Here is a 12788-nt window from a genome sequence, read left to right as displayed (position 1 = left end):
AGCATGTCTGGCTGATTACGCTACAGTGAAACAGCCGGTTTTACATGACTTAAGGCCTCGAATGTCGTGAAGCGTCCATCGGCATAGTGCAGTTGGTCGATACGCAAGGTGGTGTCGGTGAGTTCCAGCAGGTTGAAACCCTGCGGCTGGCGGCGGATACGGGTCGACATGGCGGTCGAGGCGCTGACGAACAGGGTCTTGTGGTCGGTATCCTGGCGCGTTTCGATATAGGCGTGGTGCTGGTGACCGGCGAGCACGATATCGATCCGTTGCTCGGCGATGGTGCTCAGCAAGGCCTGGCCGTTGAAGACCGTGACATCGAGCGGGAATTCCTTCGGACTCATCAGTGGATGGTGCAGGACCAGGATGCGCCAGGGCGCGCTGGCGGTGGCGAAGGTCCGGGCAATGTCCTGCCGCTGGACATCACTGACCGCGCCATTGGCCCAGTTCCAGTGCGGCAGGACGCGGCGGGCGGTATTTATGCCCTTGATATGGACCGGCCCGGCCGCCAGTTCCGGGTTCAGCTCACTGATCAGATGGTGCCGGTAGCGGCCAAAGGGATTGATAAAGCGCGTCAGGTCCATTCCCGGCAAATCGTGATTGCCAGGAATGACGAAGACCTCCATCGGCAGTTCGTCGAAAAAGACCCGGGCGGCGGCAAATTCGACATCGGTGGCCGACTGGGTGATATCGCCGCTGGCAATCACCAGATTCGGACTGGCATCGATCAGGTGCGCCAGCAGGGCGTCACGCACGGTTGGATCGTGGGCGCCGAAATGCAGATCGGAGATATGGGCTATTTTCACGGAATGGCCCTTTGTACGGCATAGCGCGCCATGTCCGCGCTGTGATGAAAAAGAATGTTCAGACTTCCGGCGATGACCAGTGTGACCGCAGTTATAGTCAGCAGCTTCAGGGGCTCAACGGGTTCGCCTGGACGCCACATGTAGAAAAAGCCTAACAGGGCAAGCCAGGCTGTGCCGAAAAACAGCCCGCCGGCGACATCCGACAACCAGTGTGCACCGAGGTAAAGCCGAGAAAAAGCAATCAGTCCCACCAGAAGCACACGCGTTGTAACAACAGGTATACGTGCGATGAAAGGCAGGTTGCGCGACATAATGATGATCAGGAAACCATAGAGCACGGCGTTTGTCGTCGAATGGCCGCTGGGAAAAGAGAAGACACTGATTCCATCATATTGCATGTCGCCGGGCCGGGCGCGATGAAGGCCGATCTTTATAGCGGAATTGATGAGCGACCCGCCACCTGTCGCCATTAACCAATAGATCAAGGTATGCCAGGCCCGTTCGCGGAGAAGCCAGACTCCGACGGTCGTAGTAACGGCGATCACCACGGTTGCATCGCCCAGTTCCGTTATGGCGGTCATTATCTGGTCGAGCCAGTGTGACCGCACGCGCTGCAGCGCTGAATAAACCGCCTGGTCAGGGGCGAAGATGACGTCATCGAGGAAGACCTCTCCGATGACTTCAAGGCAGAGCCAGGTGGCGATAAGGAGTATTGCGCCGAACAGCAGCAGAGCTCGCCATTCCTGACGAAGCGGTGCAGGCAGCCGCTTCATCCTGACTTCCAGCCAGTGTTTTGCTGTCATCGTGTATCACCTGCCGGCAGCAGCACATGCACATGATCCGGTTTCAGGGTGAATTCGAGCGGAGATTTCAGCCGCATTACTTCGCCGTCGATTGAGACCAGTGGCTTGTGGTGTTGGCTCCAGATCTTGAAGCGTGTGCCGGTGCGCTCGATCAGGTCCGGGTCCTTCAGCCAGTGACCGAAGATCAGCCGCCACAGCAGACGGATATGGCCGGTGGGTGATTTGGTGCTGAAGATATAGGCGGCCAGTTCGCCACCGGAGAGCGAGACGCGCTTGAAATTGCTCTCGGTCAGCTTTTCCGAGTCGGCGAAACGGTTGGCGGAAATGACCACGGCCGGTGTGCGGTATTTGGTCATCTTGCCGTTTTCTTCGACCACGATGCGTTCGCGGCCGTGGCGTTGCATATTGTCGGCCACGAAGAAGAACATCTGCGGCAGCAGCAGGAACTTGTTGGTCATGCGCCGGGCCTCGCGGTAGACGGAGGCCTGCGGCATGGTGCCGATGCTGGCGCAGCACAGGAAGATTTCACCATTGACGAAGCCGGCATCCATCTGTTCTTCGCGGGTGCCTGTGGCATAGGCTTCCAGCGCTTGCGGCAGGGAGGTAAAGCCGAGATCGACGGCCAGCAGGTTCATGGTGCCGAAGGGCAGGACACCGAAGGCCTTGCCGTGATCGGCCAGGTATTTTGCCGTTTCGCGGATGGTGCCGTCACCGCCGCCGATCAGCAGGCGCTCGGGTTTCTGGGTGAGGCGTTCGAGATTGACCTGCATATCTTCCGGATCGGACATACAGAGCTCGGCCACGGGAATTTCGCTGGCCATGATGGCCGCTTCGATGGCGGGTTCGCCCATGCTGAGCACGGTGCCGGATTTGCGATTGATCAGGATATTGAAGCTGTCCACGGTCATAAGTCTGGCGTAAGAGCTTACTCTGTAAGGAATCAATGTGAGGCATGGTGAACGGAACGAAGCTTATACACCTGGCCACGGGGTTGGTGATCGATCGGGTGCACCGGCGGGCTCTGGTCGTGCGCAAGCGGGGGTCCGATACGTTCATTCAGCCGGGCGGTAAGATAGATGCGGGCGAGACGGCCATCGAGGCCTTGAGGCGGGAGCTTCTGGAAGAGATCGGCCTGACAGTGATGCCGGAAGATACCGAATATCTCGGCGAATTCAGCGCGCCTGCCGTACATGAGACGGGCTTCAGCGTCTTGTCTCAGGCCTTCTGGGTCGAGATTTCGCACGATGTCGAGGTCGCGGCGGAGATTGTCGAGCGGCGGTGGATCGATCCGTCGAATGTGGCGGACCTGCCTTTGGCGCCCTTGTCGAAGGATCAGCTTATGCCGCTGGCGGCGCGGCGGTTAAGCTAACGGAGTTTGGGGCCTGCGGCCCCATAAAACCTCTTCATTCCAATAAAAAAGCCCTCGCCAGAAAGGGCGGGGCTTCTTTTATTGGATAGGGAAAGTCTTGGGGCCCCAGGCCCCAAACCCCGTTAGTTACCGCGACGATCGCGCTTTGCCGCCACGCGCAGGCGCAGGGCGTTGAGTTTGATGAAGCCGGCGGCGTCGCGGTGATCGTAAGCCACCTTGCCTTCTTCGAAGGTGACCAGATCCTGATCATACAGCGAATAGGGGCTTTCGCGGCCGGTGATGGTGACATTGCCCTTGTAGAGCTTGACCGTGACGCGGCCGGTGACCTTCGATTGCGAATAGTCGATCGCAGCCTGCAGCATTTCACGCTCCGGCGAGAACCAGAAGCCGTTATAGACCAGCGAGGCATATTTCGGCATCAGCTCGTCCTTCAGGTGCATGGCGCCGCGATCGAGCGTGATCGACTCGATGCCGCGGTGCGCCGCCAACAGGATGGTGCCGCCGGGGGTCTCGTAGACGCCACGCGACTTCATGCCGACGAAGCGGTTTTCAACCAGGTCGAGGCGGCCGACGCCGTTATCATGACCCAGCTCGTTCAGCTTGGTCAGCAGAGCGGCCGGCGACAGGGCCTTGCCATCGATGGCGACGGGATCGCCACGCTCGAAATCGATGGTGAAGACGGTCGGCTTGTCCGGCGCGGCTTCCGGCGAAATGGTGCGCTGGTAGACGAACTCCGGCGCTTCAACGGCCGGATCTTCCAGCACCTTGCCTTCGGAAGACGAGTGCAGCAGGTTGGCGTCAACCGAGAAGGGCGCATCGCCGCGCTTGTCCTTGGCGATCTGGATCTGGTGCTTCTCAGCGAAATCGAGCAGGGCTTCGCGGCTCTTGAAATCCCACTCGCGCCACGGGGCGATGACGCGGATATCCGGCTCCAGGCCATAGTAACCCAGTTCGAAACGGACCTGGTCGTTGCCCTTGCCGGTGGCGCCGTGCGAAACGGCATCCGCGCCGACCTTGCGGGCGATATCGATCTGCTTCTTGGCGATCAGCGGACGGGCGATCGAGGTGCCAAGCAGGTACTGGCCTTCATAGACCGTGTTGGCGCGGAACATCGGGAAGACATAGTCCTTCACGAACTCTTCGCGCACGTCCTCGATGAAGATGTTTTCTGGCTTCACACCAGCCGCCAGCGCCTTGGCGCGCGCCGGCTCGATCTCGCCGCCCTGGCCGAGATCGGCGGTGAAGGTCACCACTTCGGCGCCGTATTCGGTTTGCAGCCACTTCAGGATAATCGAGGTGTCGAGACCGCCGGAATAGGCGAGAACGACTTTCTTGACAGGCTTTTGATCGGAAGCAGACATGGGCGCGGGCTTTCTAAAGGCAGAAGGCGGGGAGGGGGTTAAAAACAGTCCCGCGCGCTTTAAGGTTTTGGGGGGGCGGATGCAAGGCCTAATGTGCGACTAACGCATGACAGCCAAGGCAATTTCATGCCAGCGCCGTATTGCGATCCCATCTCTTTGATCTATGGCCAAGGGATGTTCAGCTTGTCTGATTGTGAACAACGGGACCATATCCGGTTTGCGCGACTGGACGGAGAGCGGCAGATTGATGACGTTTCCATATGGCGTGATAGGGCTGGACAGCCATCCGAAATAGGGCGGGCAGGCAGCGCGATTTGGATCATCCCAATGCTCATTGACGTCGACGAAGCTCTCCTCGCTCAATGAACTCCAGACCGAAAAGGCGAGGTTTTCGTGATGGCCGATAATCGGTATTTCGACATGACCTCTAATGAAGAAATGCTCGCCATCGACGACGCAAAGGCTTTTGGTCAGCTCGACCCTTTGTTCGAACTCCTGCTCGGATACAAAGGCTCGCCAAGGGGCTTCGATCCCGAAGCAAGTGGGTATATCGTCGTGCTTCTGACCACAGGTGCGGCATTTCCACCTAAACCCAAACATTTACTCCCCCAACACACAAGCCAACTAAGCCGCGAATGGCTTACGGGTCAAGGGTCGTTACGACCCTTGCTAGACTGTCACCTGCGTGCCCAGTTCGACCACGCGGCCCGGCGGGATATGGAAGAACTCGGTCGGGTTGGTGGCGTTTTTCATCAGGAAGATGAACAGCTTGTCCTGCCATAGCGGCATGCCGGAATTGGCCGAAGGCACCACCGAGCGCTTGCCGACAAAGAAGCTGGTGGCCATGATGTCGAACTTCAGACCGAGCTTGCGGCAGAGGCCCAGGGCGCGCGGCAGGTTCGGGCTTTCCATGAAGCCGTAGTTCAGCGTCACCTTCTTGAAGTCGTCGTTGATGATCTCGATGGTGACGCGCTTGTCTTCCGGCACGCGCGGCACACCGATCGTCTTGACCGTCAGGATGATGTTCTTCTCATGCAGAATCTTGTTGTGCTTGAGATTGTGCATCAAGGCCACGGGGGCGGCGTCGGCATCGGAGGTCAGGAAGATGGCGGTGCCGGCCACGCGGTGTGGCGGGCGCTTCTTCAGCATGTCGACCAGGTCGAGCAGGGCCACGCTATCGCGCTTCGACTTTTCGGTCAGGGTGCGGGTACCGGTGGCCCAGGTCAGCATGATCAGGACCAGCAGGCTGGCCAGCAGCAAGGGCAGCCAGGCGCCCTGCGGGATTTTCAGCAGGTTGGAGCCGAAGAAAACGAGGTCCAATAGACCGACGGGCGCGACCAGCAGCCAGGCCTGCCAGCGCTTCCATTTCCAGACATGGCGCAGGAAGACATAGGCCAACAGGGTATCGACCATCATGGCGCCGGTGACGGCGATGCCGTACATCGAGGTCAGGCGGTCGGTAGAGCGGAAGGCGAACAGCAGGACCAGCACGCCGATCATCAGCATGGTATTGATCTGCGGCACGAAGATCTGGCCGGCCTGGGTCTCGCTGGTGCGCTTGATATCGATGCGCGGCAGGAGACCGAGCTGGACGCCCTGCTGGGTGATAGAGAAGGCGCCGGTGATGACGGCCTGCGAGGCGATGACCGTGGCCATGGTGGCGAGGATGAAGACCGGCCAATAGGCGACTTCCGGCACCATGCGCCAGAAGGGGTTTTCACGCGCCGATGGATCGGCGAGGGTCAGCGCACCCTGACCGAGATAATTCAGGGTCAGGCAGGGCAGGACGAAGAACAGCCACGAGCGTTGGATCGGCTTCTTGCCGAAATGACCCATATCGGCATAGAGGGCCTCGGCGCCAGTAACGGCCAGGAAGACAGAGCCCAGGATAACGAAGCCGACAAAGCCGTTGGCGAACAGGAATTCGATGCCGTATTGCGGCATAAGAGCGACCAGAATGCCCGGCTGGTCAAAAATGTGATAGAGGCCAAGTCCGCCAAGCACGAGGAACCATACCACGGTAAGCGGCCCGAAGAAGCCGGCCACCTTGGCCGTGCCCTTGGATTGCACCATGAACAGGCCGATCAGGATCACCGCCGATATGGGCACAATCAGGTGATGCACCTGCCCGCCAAGACCGGGGGCGTCCTTCAGGCCTTCGACTGCGCCCAGCACGGAAACCGCCGGGGTAATGATGCCGTCGCCATAGAACAGCGCCGCGCCGCAGATGCCGAGGAAGAAGACGGTGGGCGAATATTTGCCGAGCGCCTTCTGGGTCAGCGCCATCAGGGCCAGGGTGCCGCCTTCTCCCTTGTTGTCCGCCTTCATCAGGAACAGGACGTATTTGACGGTCACGACCATGACCAGCGCCCAGAAGACGAGCGAAATTACGCCCTTGACTGCCAGTTCGGCATTGGTGCCTTCGCGGGTATGGAACAGGGCCTCGCGCATGGCGTAGAGCGGGCTGGTACCGATATCACCGAAAACGACGCCGATGGAGCCAACGGCCAGCGCCCAGAAGCCCTCACTGCCATGGCCATGGCTGGACACAGCTTCGGCTTCGGGATTTGGGGTATTGCCTGGATTGGGCTGAGGAGCGGCGCAGTTGGCCGCTGTGACGGCTTCCGCACTGGCGCCGGCTGTGTCCGAAGCGGCCGACGAATTCGACGCCTCGGAAGGGGTATCCCCGATCATGCATACTCTCCTGAGGGCACCAAAAACACAAGATGACACATAGTCACTCTGGAAGGCCCTCGCTTGAACCCGGCGCTATTACGCCTATTTATTACCATATTCAATCTGGATTCTCGACGGATTCCGGCTGAGGCGGGGCGTATGGGCGTTCGCCCCTCTATCAATGGGTCGCAAAATGTCGTATAAAAGTTAGGCAAATGTCTGATAGTCAAAGATTTCCCGTGGCCGCCCACACGCTGGCCTACCTGGCTCACCGTAACGCCTATTCTCGTGAACAGGCGGTATCTTCTTCTGTGCTCGCCGCATCGATCCCGACAAACCCGGTCGTTATCCGCCGTATGACCACTCAACTGGCCAGGGCCGGCCTGCTGGCCACCTGTTCAGGCGTCTCTGGCGGGGCCTGGCTGCTGAAGCGGCCGGAACAGATCCGGCTGGACGAGGTGCTGAAGGCGGTCAATGGCTGCGCGCACCTGGGGTCCGTGCCGTTAGGTGCCGAAGGCTGCCCGGTCAGCCAGGCCATTCCCAAAGCGGTTAATGAGGCCATGACGGCGGCCAATATGGCGGCAGCGCAAAGCCTTTCGACCTTTACCGTGGCGGACATGCTCAAGCACACGGCCGAACTGCCGGTCGAAGTTCCGGCATAAAGCGAGAAAATAACTTGTCACGCCGTCTTGTCCTGATCACGGGCGCATCCTCCGGCATCGGCCTTGCCTTTGCCCGTACCTATGCCGCCCACGGCTGGGACGTGGCGCTGACGGCGCGCCGGGCCGATCGCCTGGAAAAGCTGGTCGATGAGGTCTCCTTGCGTTTCGGCGTGGAGGCCTATGCCCTGCCGGCCGATCTCGCCGATGCCACCACGCCGGAAAAGCTGCAGAAGGACCTGCAGGCACTCGGCCGCACGGTCGATGGCCTGGTCAACAACGCCGGTTACGGTCTGACCGGTGGCTTTATCGGTAATGCTTTGGAAAATCATCAGGCACTGATGCAGGTGATGATGACGGCGCCGATGGAGCTGTCGCATCGCTTCCTGCCGGGCATGGTGGAGCAGAAATTCGGTCGTATCGTCAATGTGGCCTCATTGGCCGGTTTCCTGCCGGCCTCGCCGGGCGATACGCTTTACGGTCCGATCAAGACCTTCCTGACGCGTTTCTCGCAGAGCCTGCATCTCGAAATGCGCGATCATGGTGTGCATGTGACGGCGCTTTGCCCCGGCTTTACCTATTCGGAATTCCATGAGGCGATGAACGGCGGCTCGAAACTGAGCAAGCGCGTGCCGGAATGGGCGTGGATGGGCGCCGATGAGGTGGCGCGTGAGGGCTATGTGGCCGCCGAAGCCAATCGTGCCGCCTGTGTGCCCGGCGCGCCGAACAAGGCGGCAGCCGCATTCCTCAAGGTATTGCCGGATGACTGGACGATGGAACTGGAAGCCAGCCAGTTAAGGAAAATGGATCGCTGAGGCGCGTGGATGGTGGCCTGAAGGCTTAACCACGGAAAACACGAAAAGCACAAAAATTCCTTGGCCTCGCCTGCGCGAAGCGCCTTGCAATTGAATCTGAATGCTAACGATTGCTCGCCCTGCGGGCTGAAAAGTATCAGCAAGCATCCGTTCGTGCTTTTCGTGTTTTTCGTGGTTACCCCTTACTAACGGTGATGTGTTCCGCTCTCATAGGGATGAGCCGCTGACGGCAGGATCAGATTATGCGTGATCTCGCTGACTGAGGAGATGATGATCTGCACCGACAGGGCGCACAGGATCAGACCGAGAACCCGCACCACCACCACCATGCCAACGCGGCCGAAAATGCGTGAAATCGAGTTGGCGAACAGCAGGGTCAGCAGCACGGCAAAGGCGGTGGTGCAGATGGCCGCCACGCCGATGGCGAGGCCGACTATGCCCAGTTTCTGCGCTTCGCCGGCCTGAATGACCACAGTCGAAATCGTGCCTGGCCCTACCATCAGCGGGAAAGCAAAGGGCACCACCAGTTTTTCAAAGGCATTTTTCGCCTTTTCACGATGGCCGAGGGGCTGGACACCGGAGGCCGGATCGCCGCCATGCGCTACTTCATCGGCGCGGGTAAAGGTCTCGATAAAGTCGCCGCGAGCCATTTCCAGGCCCATCAGGAACAGCAGAAGCCCACCCGCAATGCGGAAGGCGTCCATAGAAATACCGAAAAATTTCAATATGCTGAGGCCGGCGAAGAAGAAGACGGTCAGGATCAGGGCGGTGAAGATCGAGATATAGAGGCTGATCAGCCGGCGCGAAGCCTTGCTCTGGCTCTGGGTGGCGGCCGCGAAGATGGGCACATTGCCGATCGGGTCGATCAGGGCGAAAAGCGTGATGAAAAAGTTGACGTAGAACTCAATGAGAGTCATTTGGCAGCCCACGGAAGAATTGCCGTACCTCACAGCAATTCGCCCTTTGCCGCAACCCCTTGTTACAGGTGTCACCATGCTGAAAGCCGATCCCCGCCTGATCGTTGCCCTTGACGAACCCGATCTGGCCTCGGCCCGTGCTTTGGTGAAGACGCTCGGTGATAACGTCAGTTATTACAAGATCGGCCTGACCCTTCTGGCTCAGGGTGGGCTTACGCTATGCGAAGAACTGGCGGCGCAGGGCAAACAGGTTTTCCAGGACTGGAAACTGCACGATATCGGCGCACAGGTGGAAGGCGCCGCCAAGGCCGCCTCATCCGGCGCCTGCGATCTGCTGACCGTTCACGCCGAACCGCAGGTGATGAAGGCGGCGATCAAGGGGCGCCATCCGAAGACTAAGGTGATTGGCGTCACGGTGATGACCTCACTGACGCAAGCCGATCTCGATGAGATGGGCTACGGCGTGCCGCTGGCCGATCTGGTTCTGCGCCGCGTTGATCAGGCGGTCGAATGCGGCATGGATGGCGTGGTGGCCTCTCCGCATGAGGCGGCGATGATCCGCGCCCGCGTGCCGGCCGAGTTCCTGATCGTGACGCCGGGTGTGCGTCCGGTGGGCGCTTCGGTCGACGACCAGCAGCGGATCGCCACGCCGGAAGACGCCTTTAAAAATGGCGCCTCGCATGTGGTGGTCGGCCGCCCAATCACGCGCGTCGCCGATCAGGTGGCCGCTACGCAAGCGATCCTGGCAGCGATACAGAAGGTTTAAGCTTCCTCATCCGTTGCATATTCGAGCAGATCGCCGGGTGTACAGCCAAGCGATCGGCAGAGGCAATCGAGCGTGCGCAGACGCAGGGCCATGGCCTGTTGGTCGCGCAGCACTTCGAGATCGCGGACGCTGATGCCGGAGCGATCCGACAGCTCGACGATCGACAGCCGCTTGCGGGCCAGCATCTCGGCTAATTTCAGCCTGATCATATGGTATGATCCACTTCCTGACGCAGGCGGGCGCCTTCCTTGAAGACTTCCGCCAGCACGAAGACGACCAAAACGGTAAACCAGGTCGTCACCGCGCGCAGGCCGTAGATCGGTTCAAAATGCAGGTGGAAGACACCTGAGGCCACGCCGCGCGCCAGATAGCCGAAGACTTCCAGCGCGCCCAGGCCGGTGCCGATCCAGCGCAGGCGGATGGTATTGTCGGGATGGAAGACATCGCCTTCCGCCAGCGTATGGAAGATCTTGCGCGTCCAGTGCATGATCAGCAGATAACCGGCGAGCGAGGCGCCGAACGCCAGCAGCATGAAGGCCATCGACCCCGCCGAAAGACTGGCATCGACATCGAACCGCCGCACCGCTTCCGAGGCCAGATTGGGCACGGTCAGCAGACAGACCGACAGGGCCACCACGGCCGCCACCAGGCTGAACAGCCCGTAATAGACGACATCGAGCGCCGTCTTCAGCAGGCTGGAAATGGAGCGCGGCCCCAGAAAACGCATGGCATGGTCCTCAACTTCTTCATTTATCCTGTCACAACCGGGACTTAAAACACAAGTGACCTATTTGTAAGGATAGGTTAGAAGGCGACGAAACGAGAGGACGCATATGCCCCTGCACCTGATCCCCGGCCAGAAACTGATCGCCGCCACGCACAATCCCGGCAAGGCAGTCGAGATTTCCGCCATGCTGGAAGGCCGCTATGAAGTGATCACCGCCGGCTCACTGAACCTGCCGGAACCGCCGGAAACTGAAGTCAGCTTTATCGGCAATGCCATTCTCAAGGCTCGCCATGCCGCCATGAGCGCCGGCCTTGTGGCCCTGGCCGACGATTCCGGGCTGAGCATTGAAGCGCTGGATGGTGATCCCGGTATCTACAGCGCACGTTGGGCAGGGCCTTACAAGGACTTCGACCGCGCCATGGAGGTGATCGAGCACAAGATGCGGATTGCCTTCGAAGCGAAGGGTAAGACCAACCACCGGGCGTGGTTCACCTGCGCCCTGGCCGTGGCCTGGCCGGAAGGTCATGCGGCCGTTTTCGAGGGCCGCGTTGACGGCGAGATCGTCTTTCCGAAGCGCGGCGACAAGGGCTTCGGCTACGACCCGATCTTCCGCCCCAACGGTTATGATGTAACCTTCGCCGAGATGTCACCGGAAGAAAAAGACAAGATCAGCCACCGCCATCTCGCCTTCGAGCAATTGCGGGCGGCGCTCTTTTGATCACAAACAACACCGCCTCCCCTGCGATAGCGACGGAGGGGGCCACACCTCTTTCCCTCTACATCCACTGGCCCTACTGCTCACGCATCTGCCCCTATTGCGATTTCAACGTCACGCGGGATCGGGGACAATCCTCGCAACGCGCCCTCTTCGACGCCATCCTGGCTGATATGCGCCGCCAGGCGGAAAGCCTTGGTCCGCGCCAACTGGCCAGTATCTTCTTCGGCGGCGGCACCCCTTCCCTGCTGCCACCGGAATGGGTGGCGGAACTGATCGCGCAAGCCGGCAAACTCTTTCCGTATACGGACAATATTGAAATCACGCTGGAAGCCAACCCGACCGATGCCGAGATTTCGCGCTATGAAGGCTTTCGCGCCGCCGGTATCAACCGCCTGTCGCTCGGCGTACAATCGCTCGATGACCAAGCGCTGAAATTCCTCGGCCGCAACCACTCCGCCGCCGAGGCCATCCGCGGCATCGAGACGGCGCGAAAGGTCTTTGGCCGCGTCTCGCTCGATCTGATCTATGCCCTGCCCAACCAGACGCTTGATGCCTGGGAGGCCGAACTGCGCGCTGCCGGAGCTCTCGGCATCGAACATATCTCACCCTATCAGTTGACCATCGAACAGGCGACCGCCTTCGGCCGGGCGGTTCGGCGCGGGCAATGGTCGCCGCCGGAAGAGGAACTGGCCGAAGGTTTCTATTTCCGCACGCAGACGGTTCTGGAATCGCTGGGCTTTGAGGCCTACGAGGTCTCCAATCATGCCCGTGGTAAGGCCGCCCGTTCAGCGCATAATGTCCTGATCTGGGAGGGCGTCGACTATATGGGCATCGGTCCCGGCGCCCACGGTCGCCTGACGCGGAATGGCATCCGCACGGCTACGGTCGCTGAAAAGGATATCAAGGCCTATACCGCCGCTGCCGACCCTATCGAAGCCATACCTCTGACGCCTTCCGAAGCCGAAGAAGAGGCCCTGATGCTGGGGTTGCGTTTGGTCGAGGGCGTGGCGCTGAACCGCCTGCCGAACCTGTCGATCACTGAGAAAGCCACTCCCCTGATCGAACAGGGGTTTATGGAACTAACGCAAGATCGTTTGCGCGCTACAGAAAAGGGCCGTGTGGTGCTGGACCGGCTGCTGTTCGAGCTTCTGGGGTAAAGTAATAGCGACAT

The 12788-nt window shown here is 60.0% G+C and carries 15 protein-coding genes; 6 read left to right on the top strand and 9 right to left on the bottom strand.

Translation table 11 applies throughout. From position 1 onward, the window contains the following. Positions 1-20: 20 nt before the first annotated feature. The 3 genes from QM647_RS04505 to QM647_RS04495 are packed head-to-tail and all read right to left on the bottom strand — an operon-like array spanning position 21 to position 2517. A complete protein-coding gene (locus tag QM647_RS04505) occupies positions 21-806 on the bottom strand; it encodes a metallophosphoesterase family protein (RefSeq protein WP_414994274.1) in 786 nt (261 codons plus the stop codon). Beyond that, positions 803-1609: a phosphatase PAP2 family protein gene (locus QM647_RS04500; protein ID WP_414994273.1), complete on the bottom strand. Its 807-nt coding sequence runs from the start codon at positions 1607-1609 to the stop codon at positions 803-805. The genes QM647_RS04505 and QM647_RS04500 overlap by 4 nt, the downstream gene beginning before the upstream one ends. Further along, the gene (locus QM647_RS04495) at positions 1606-2517 is read right to left on the bottom strand and encodes a diacylglycerol/lipid kinase family protein (protein ID WP_414994272.1); all 912 of its coding nucleotides are present in this window, start codon (positions 2515-2517) and stop codon (positions 1606-1608) included. Before QM647_RS04495 ends, QM647_RS04500 begins: the two co-directional genes overlap by 4 nt. Positions 2518-2561: 44 nt before the next feature. On the opposite strand from QM647_RS04495, the gene QM647_RS04490 reads away from it, so the two are divergent. After that, entirely contained in the window at positions 2562-2978 is a 417-nt protein-coding gene (locus QM647_RS04490; protein WP_414994271.1) for an NUDIX hydrolase, read from the top strand. A gap of 122 nt (positions 2979-3100) precedes the next feature. Here QM647_RS04490 and QM647_RS04485 read toward each other — a convergent pair whose 3' ends face one another. From QM647_RS04485 to QM647_RS04475, 3 genes are all read right to left on the bottom strand, one after another. After that, positions 3101-4339: an argininosuccinate synthase gene (locus QM647_RS04485; RefSeq protein WP_414994270.1), complete on the bottom strand. Its 1239-nt coding sequence runs from the start codon at positions 4337-4339 to the stop codon at positions 3101-3103. A 99-nt stretch (positions 4340-4438) separates the two neighbouring features. Next, the gene (locus QM647_RS04480) at positions 4439-4939 is read right to left on the bottom strand and encodes a DUF2199 domain-containing protein (protein ID WP_414994269.1); all 501 of its coding nucleotides are present in this window, start codon (positions 4937-4939) and stop codon (positions 4439-4441) included. Between the two features lie 69 nt (positions 4940-5008). After that, the gene (locus QM647_RS04475) at positions 5009-7033 is read right to left on the bottom strand and encodes a potassium transporter Kup (protein WP_414994268.1); all 2025 of its coding nucleotides are present in this window, start codon (positions 7031-7033) and stop codon (positions 5009-5011) included. Between the two features lie 197 nt (positions 7034-7230). Between QM647_RS04475 and QM647_RS04470 the strand changes: the two genes are divergently transcribed. Together QM647_RS04470 and QM647_RS04465 are read left to right on the top strand one after the other, a co-directional pair. Continuing rightward, a complete protein-coding gene (locus QM647_RS04470; protein WP_414994267.1) occupies positions 7231-7677 on the top strand; it encodes an Rrf2 family transcriptional regulator in 447 nt (148 codons plus the stop codon). A 14-nt stretch (positions 7678-7691) separates the two neighbouring features. Further along, entirely contained in the window at positions 7692-8489 is a 798-nt protein-coding gene (locus tag QM647_RS04465) for an SDR family NAD(P)-dependent oxidoreductase (RefSeq protein WP_414994266.1), read from the top strand. A 185-nt stretch (positions 8490-8674) separates the two neighbouring features. Here QM647_RS04465 and QM647_RS04460 read toward each other — a convergent pair whose 3' ends face one another. After that, the gene (locus QM647_RS04460) at positions 8675-9406 is read right to left on the bottom strand and encodes a MarC family protein (protein WP_414994265.1); all 732 of its coding nucleotides are present in this window, start codon (positions 9404-9406) and stop codon (positions 8675-8677) included. Between the two features lie 79 nt (positions 9407-9485). Between QM647_RS04460 and pyrF the strand changes: the two genes are divergently transcribed. Next, positions 9486-10172, top strand: coding sequence for an orotidine-5'-phosphate decarboxylase (gene pyrF, locus QM647_RS04455; protein WP_414994568.1), 687 nt, complete (start codon positions 9486-9488; stop codon positions 10170-10172). Here the strand turns inward: pyrF and QM647_RS04450 are convergent. Beyond that, positions 10169-10381: a helix-turn-helix domain-containing protein gene (locus QM647_RS04450; protein ID WP_414994264.1), complete on the bottom strand. Its 213-nt coding sequence runs from the start codon at positions 10379-10381 to the stop codon at positions 10169-10171. The genes pyrF and QM647_RS04450 overlap by 4 nt on opposite strands. After that, the gene (locus QM647_RS04445; RefSeq protein WP_414994263.1) at positions 10378-10899 is read right to left on the bottom strand and encodes a DUF2975 domain-containing protein; all 522 of its coding nucleotides are present in this window, start codon (positions 10897-10899) and stop codon (positions 10378-10380) included. The genes QM647_RS04450 and QM647_RS04445 overlap by 4 nt, the downstream gene beginning before the upstream one ends. A 106-nt stretch (positions 10900-11005) precedes the next feature. Here QM647_RS04445 and rdgB point away from each other — a divergent pair, with 106 nt between their 5' ends. Further along, positions 11006-11617, top strand: coding sequence for an RdgB/HAM1 family non-canonical purine NTP pyrophosphatase (rdgB, locus tag QM647_RS04440; protein WP_414994262.1), 612 nt, complete (start codon positions 11006-11008; stop codon positions 11615-11617). Continuing rightward, positions 11614-12774 carry a radical SAM family heme chaperone HemW gene (gene hemW, locus QM647_RS04435; protein ID WP_414994261.1) on the top strand — a complete coding sequence of 387 codons (1161 nt, stop codon included), beginning with the start codon at positions 11614-11616 and terminating at the stop codon, positions 12772-12774. The genes rdgB and hemW overlap by 4 nt, the downstream gene beginning before the upstream one ends. The last annotated feature ends 14 nt before the right edge of the window (positions 12775-12788 follow it).

This window comes from Asticcacaulis sp. (assembly GCF_047605585.1).
Taxonomy (GTDB): Bacteria; Pseudomonadota; Alphaproteobacteria; order Caulobacterales; family Caulobacteraceae; genus Asticcacaulis.
This window is presented reverse-complemented; position numbering and strand designations above follow the sequence as displayed.

Excerpts from the sequence above, each read along its gene's own strand:
- QM647_RS04450 (WP_414994264.1), bottom strand. The coding sequence starts at position 10,381 with ATGATCAGGCTGAAATTAGCCGAGATGCTGGCCCGCAAGCGGCTGTCG.
- rdgB (WP_414994262.1), top strand. The coding sequence starts at position 11,006 with ATGCCCCTGCACCTGATCCCCGGCCAGAAACTGATCGCCGCCACGCAC.
- QM647_RS04445 (WP_414994263.1), bottom strand. The coding sequence starts at position 10,899 with ATGCGTTTTCTGGGGCCGCGCTCCATTTCCAGCCTGCTGAAGACGGCG.
- QM647_RS04470 (WP_414994267.1), top strand. The coding sequence starts at position 7,231 with ATGTCTGATAGTCAAAGATTTCCCGTGGCCGCCCACACGCTGGCCTAC.
- QM647_RS04475 (WP_414994268.1), bottom strand. The coding sequence starts at position 7,033 with ATGATCGGGGATACCCCTTCCGAGGCGTCGAATTCGTCGGCCGCTTCG.
- QM647_RS04460 (WP_414994265.1), bottom strand. The coding sequence starts at position 9,406 with ATGACTCTCATTGAGTTCTACGTCAACTTTTTCATCACGCTTTTCGCC.
- QM647_RS04500 (WP_414994273.1), bottom strand. The coding sequence starts at position 1,609 with ATGACAGCAAAACACTGGCTGGAAGTCAGGATGAAGCGGCTGCCTGCA.
- QM647_RS04480 (WP_414994269.1), bottom strand. The coding sequence starts at position 4,939 with ATGTTTGGGTTTAGGTGGAAATGCCGCACCTGTGGTCAGAAGCACGAC.
- QM647_RS04490 (WP_414994271.1), top strand. The coding sequence starts at position 2,562 with ATGGTGAACGGAACGAAGCTTATACACCTGGCCACGGGGTTGGTGATC.
- QM647_RS04485 (WP_414994270.1), bottom strand. The coding sequence starts at position 4,339 with ATGTCTGCTTCCGATCAAAAGCCTGTCAAGAAAGTCGTTCTCGCCTAT.
- QM647_RS04495 (WP_414994272.1), bottom strand. The coding sequence starts at position 2,517 with ATGACCGTGGACAGCTTCAATATCCTGATCAATCGCAAATCCGGCACC.